The 4276-nt window shown below is 50.2% G+C and carries 5 protein-coding genes; 4 read left to right on the top strand and 1 reads right to left on the bottom strand.

What is annotated here, in order from left to right; genetic code table 11:
* Positions 1–110: 110 nt before the first annotated feature.
* On the top strand, positions 111–509 hold the full coding sequence (locus tag AB5164_RS09860) for a hypothetical protein (RefSeq protein WP_368143331.1): 399 nt from the start codon (positions 111–113) through the stop codon (positions 507–509).
* Between the two features lie 25 nt (positions 510–534).
* Here AB5164_RS09860 and AB5164_RS09855 read toward each other — a convergent pair whose 3' ends face one another.
* Positions 535–1563, bottom strand: coding sequence for an acyltransferase family protein (locus AB5164_RS09855; protein WP_368143330.1), 1029 nt, complete (start codon positions 1561–1563; stop codon positions 535–537).
* A gap of 105 nt (positions 1564–1668) precedes the next feature.
* Between AB5164_RS09855 and rfbA the strand changes: the two genes are divergently transcribed.
* From rfbA to AB5164_RS09840, 3 genes are all read left to right on the top strand, one after another.
* Positions 1669–2568, top strand: a complete 900-nt coding sequence (rfbA, locus tag AB5164_RS09850) for a glucose-1-phosphate thymidylyltransferase RfbA (protein ID WP_368148062.1) — start codon at positions 1669–1671, stop codon at positions 2566–2568.
* A 95-nt stretch (positions 2569–2663) separates the two neighbouring features.
* The gene (locus tag AB5164_RS09845; protein ID WP_040360074.1) at positions 2664–3101 is read left to right on the top strand and encodes a DUF4869 domain-containing protein; all 438 of its coding nucleotides are present in this window, start codon (positions 2664–2666) and stop codon (positions 3099–3101) included.
* Positions 3102–3110: 9 nt separating this feature from the next.
* Complete coding sequence (locus AB5164_RS09840; protein ID WP_022094782.1) at positions 3111–4085, top strand: hypothetical protein; 975 nt, start codon at positions 3111–3113, stop codon at positions 4083–4085.
* The last annotated feature ends 191 nt before the right edge of the window (positions 4086–4276 follow it).

Below are 4276 nucleotides of genomic sequence, written 5' to 3'. Positions count from 1 at the left end.
GTTGGCTAAAATGGGTCGGCCGGGATTGGTCAATCTCGGCCGACTATATTTGGCTAAAATAATCCGACGCTAACACCGATTATTGTTTCGATGCGGAACGTGACCGTAAGATGCTGGAATTGCTGTCGTCGGAATACGAAAAGGTAACGATCTGGGTTCAAGGAAGCCATGATGTTGATTGGTGTCTTGATCAAATAGTCGATCTGACGCAATTTAATGTTATTGGCCCCAATATCGAAGACCTTAAGCGTGTAATTGAAACCGAGGAGTTTGATTATGTGGGGACGCGTCTCCATGCGGGCATTCGCTGTTTAAATGGAGGTCATCGCTCCCTAATCATTGCAATTGATAATCGAGCCCGTCAGATCGGTGAAGATACGGGACTTCCCGTTCTTGAGCGCGAGGCTGGGTATCTCCTTAAAATGGCTGATTGGATTAACCATCCCGTAAAAACGGAGATCGACCTTCCCTGGGCAAGCATTGATAAATGGAAGAAACAGTTTAATTAGCTGTATTTCTTGGCTTTTGCTTTTCCTATTTCTTATCGTGCGGCGCCCCTGGCGTTTCTCCGATTATCCAACCCATATTTGTGGCTCGAATTAGATTTGTCAACATATAGGCGACTGATCCAAATCCAATCAGGTTAATTGCTGCCATCGCCATTGGGGCTATGTTGGGCCAGTAGGTAAAAGAAATGTAAACCAGTGGAGAATGAAAAAGATAAATTCCCATACTGTTTTTGCTAACCTTTTCGGTTAGCAGGTTTGCCTTTTGGGGGATGACGCAATAAATTGATGCAACCGCCATGCAAGTAAGGGCGGTGGAAGCAATGGGGGGCACCACTTGTTTTAGTAAGTTTACAAGGAATACTAGTATTAGGACTATTGATAGGCTTTTACGCTTTTTATAACTCTCGAACCATTTGTTTGCTTCCAAGTAGTGGATTGTTAGGCCAAGCGCAAACCATATCGCATTTGCTTCTGCCAAATTGATATACCTGTTCGATGACGGTATTCCAAAATGGTAAAGATAAATTGAAGCGCCGAAAACTATCGGAACCTTAAAACATGCTAGAGGGCTCTTATCGAGTATTTGAAAGATGCACGACGTGGCTGCTGTAATGAAAAATAGGGTCGGGAGAAACCAAAGATGACCGTTGTCTTCTCCCAACAGAATTGATTTAAAAATGATGTGCGGTATAGATAGGCCATTGTAGTAGGGATACTTAACGAGCATCCTGATGGGGAAGAGCCAACATATTCCAATCATGATATAGGGGATAATTAAGCGTTGAGCTTTTTTAATGACCTGATTTATAAAATCGCTTGATCGATTCCAGCTCCATAAAAAACAAAAGCCAGATAACGAAAAGAACAAGGGCATCTGGATTCCGTTTATTAAGAATTTGAGATTATCCAACAGAACTGATTTTTGTTCAGTTGGATAATATCCCCACGCACTTGAATACAGAATAATGCTGTGGCCTAGGACTACAAGGAATATTGCAAGGGCCCTCACGTTCGTTATGTCGTCTCTACGGGTTGTGTCCTTGCGGTTGTTCATCAATTGCTTCTTTCGTTAATATTGAGAAGGATTAACTTAATAGAATATCAAACTCTTACTAACCGCTCGATTTATAACTATTTTCGATTGTAGAGGACGGATTATATGAAAGGCATCATCCTCGCCGGCGGGTCCGGCACGCGCCTGTACCCGCTCACGCTCGTGACCTCCAAGCAGCTGCTGCCGGTCTACGACAAGCCCATGATCTACTACCCGCTGTCCACCCTCATGCTGGCGGGCATCCGGGACATCCTGGTCATCTCCACGCCGACGGACCTCCCCAACTTCGAGCGCCTGCTCGGGGACGGCTCGCGCTACGGCGTGAACCTGTCCTACGCCGAGCAGCCCTCGCCGGACGGCCTGGCGCAGGCCTTCACCATCGGCGAGGACTTCATCGCCGGCGAGCCGTGCGCGCTGGTGCTTGGCGACAACATCTTCTACGGCAACGGCCTGTCGCGCCACCTGACGCGCGCCGTGCAGAACGCGGAGTCGGGCCGCGCCACGGTCTTCGGCTACCACGTGGACGACCCCGAGCGCTTCGGCGTCGTGGAGTTCGACGGGGAGGGCCGTGCCGTCTCCATCGAGGAGAAGCCCGCCCGGCCCAAGAGCTCCTACGCCGTAACCGGCCTGTACTTCTACCCGGGCGACGTGGCCGCCAAGGCCCATGGGGTCGAGCCGTCGGCTCGCGGCGAGCTCGAGATCACCACGCTCAACCAGATGTACCTGGAGGAGGGGACGCTGTCCGTCGTCACCCTCGGCCGCGGCTACGCGTGGCTGGACACCGGCACCATGGAGAGCCTGCACGAGGCCGCGGAGTTCGTCCGCGCCGTGGAGCACTCCCAGGACCTTCCCGTGTCCGTCCCCGAGGAGATCGCCTGGGAGAACGGCTGGATCACGACCGCCGAGCTGGAGGAGGCCGCCAAGGCCTACGGCAAGTCGGTCTACGGCCGGCACCTGAAGAAGGTCGCCGCCGGCGAGATCGTCAACAGCCCGCGCGAGTACTAGCGCCAGCTTGTTTTCTTTTAGGGGTCACCGTTTATCTGGTGGCCCCTTTCGTTATGATTACGTTGACCATAAAGACAATATGATTGGGAGTGGATGTGTTAAGCGTCTACTTTGGCGATATGCCAGAAGCGATTTACAACACAGCGACATATTTCAAAAACTCTTACCGGTCTACTTGGATTACGGATCCCTATGCAGTCTCGATAATTAAAGATGTCGATCGATCGGATGTTGTCTCCGAAAACGTCATCGAAAGCCCCGTGCTTGGATCCATCTCCCCGCTCCAGCTTTCTGGTGGCGTGAAAACGCTGCTGCTTATGAGATTTGATCGTAAGCATATTTTTAACGCCTCTACCTGTGGTGACAACTGTGCCAAGTGGATTCTTGACATGGCGAAAGACCGCAAGCTCGTTGTGAATCTCTATCATGTGATGGACTTTGGTCGCGAGGATTTTAAAATTAAAGTCGTGAATAGCGGCCGAATCGTTCACAACATGGCCGAATTGATTCACGAGTCGATTCCGTATCTGTAGGTACTGCTTATGAACGGTTCGCATCTTGTTAAGATTTCCCGCCGCAGGGGAACTAAGTACACATTTACCATCAAGCGGAACATCACTATTGTGCGTGGCGATAGTGGCACGGGTAAGACGACACTGTTTGACATGGTCGCAGACTACATGCGAACGGGCGAGCAGTCGGGTGTCTCCTTGCAATGCGATTGTCCCTGTGTCGCCCTGACCGATTATGATTGGCGAAACCAGCTTTCGTCCGTTCATGACTCGATTGTATTTGTCGATGAGGGCTTAAAAGAGATCCATTCTGATGAGTTTGCCCATCATGTGCTGTATTCCTCGAATTATTTCGTGCTGATCTCAAGGGCTGATTTCCCCAATCTTCCGTATAGCGTGGATGAGATTTACAAGATTAAGACGAGCGGAAAATACCATTCTTTCGTCCCTGTTTATCAAGATCGCGGGAATCATCGTTATGCTATTTCCCGGTCGGCGCCAAAACAGGACTTTTCTATCCTTCTATGCGAGGACAGTAAGTCTGGTTTCCAGTTCTTTAAACGGCATTTTGCTGACAGTGAGCTTACCTGTACTTCGGCCATGACGAACAGCGCGATTTTGGGCTGGTTGGATCAGCATCTCGACGATCGCGTGTTTGTTGTCGCGGACGGGGCGGCATTTGGGTGCTATGCGGACCGCGTCCTTAAGCTGCAAGACATTCACCGCGATACTGTTACGGTTTGTCTTCCCGAGTCGTTCGAATGGCTTCTGCTGAGCTCCGGCGTAATTTCAGGGCTAGATGCCAAAGCAGTTCTGCAAGAGCCGGAAGCGTTTGCAGACAGTGAGAAGTTTAAAAGCTGGGAGGACTTCTTCTATAAGTACTTACGCGATAAAACTGGGAATTCGGTCTTCCGGTACGACAAAGACTGCATTCCGGAGGCGTTTTGTAGGGGAAGTAATTCTGCGAAGGTTATGGCTCTTATCGCGTGCCGAAATGTCCGATAGTTTTGTTGAATAGCGTCGCGGCGTCACTTCCTGCGGCATACTAAAGAAGCTGTACATGCTTCAGATTGGATTTTCATGTCTGAGATTTTCGAACCCAAGAATATCATCGTCACTGGCGGCTGCGGCTTCATCGGCAGCAACTTCGTGCACTACGTCGTGAACAACCACCCGGGCGTCCACGTCACCGTCCT

The sequence above is a fragment of the Collinsella aerofaciens genome, from assembly GCF_040915425.1.
GTDB lineage: Bacteria > Actinomycetota > Coriobacteriia > Coriobacteriales > Coriobacteriaceae > Collinsella > Collinsella aerofaciens_BW.
Note: the sequence above shows the minus strand (reverse complement) of the source record. Positions and strands in the feature narration are given on the sequence as shown.

Excerpts from the sequence above, each read along its gene's own strand:
- AB5164_RS09840 (WP_022094782.1), top strand. The coding sequence starts at position 3,111 with ATGAACGGTTCGCATCTTGTTAAGATTTCCCGCCGCAGGGGAACTAAG.
- AB5164_RS09860 (WP_368143331.1), top strand. The coding sequence starts at position 111 with ATGCTGGAATTGCTGTCGTCGGAATACGAAAAGGTAACGATCTGGGTT.
- rfbA (WP_368148062.1), top strand. The coding sequence starts at position 1,669 with ATGAAAGGCATCATCCTCGCCGGCGGGTCCGGCACGCGCCTGTACCCG.
- AB5164_RS09855 (WP_368143330.1), bottom strand. The coding sequence starts at position 1,563 with ATGAACAACCGCAAGGACACAACCCGTAGAGACGACATAACGAACGTG.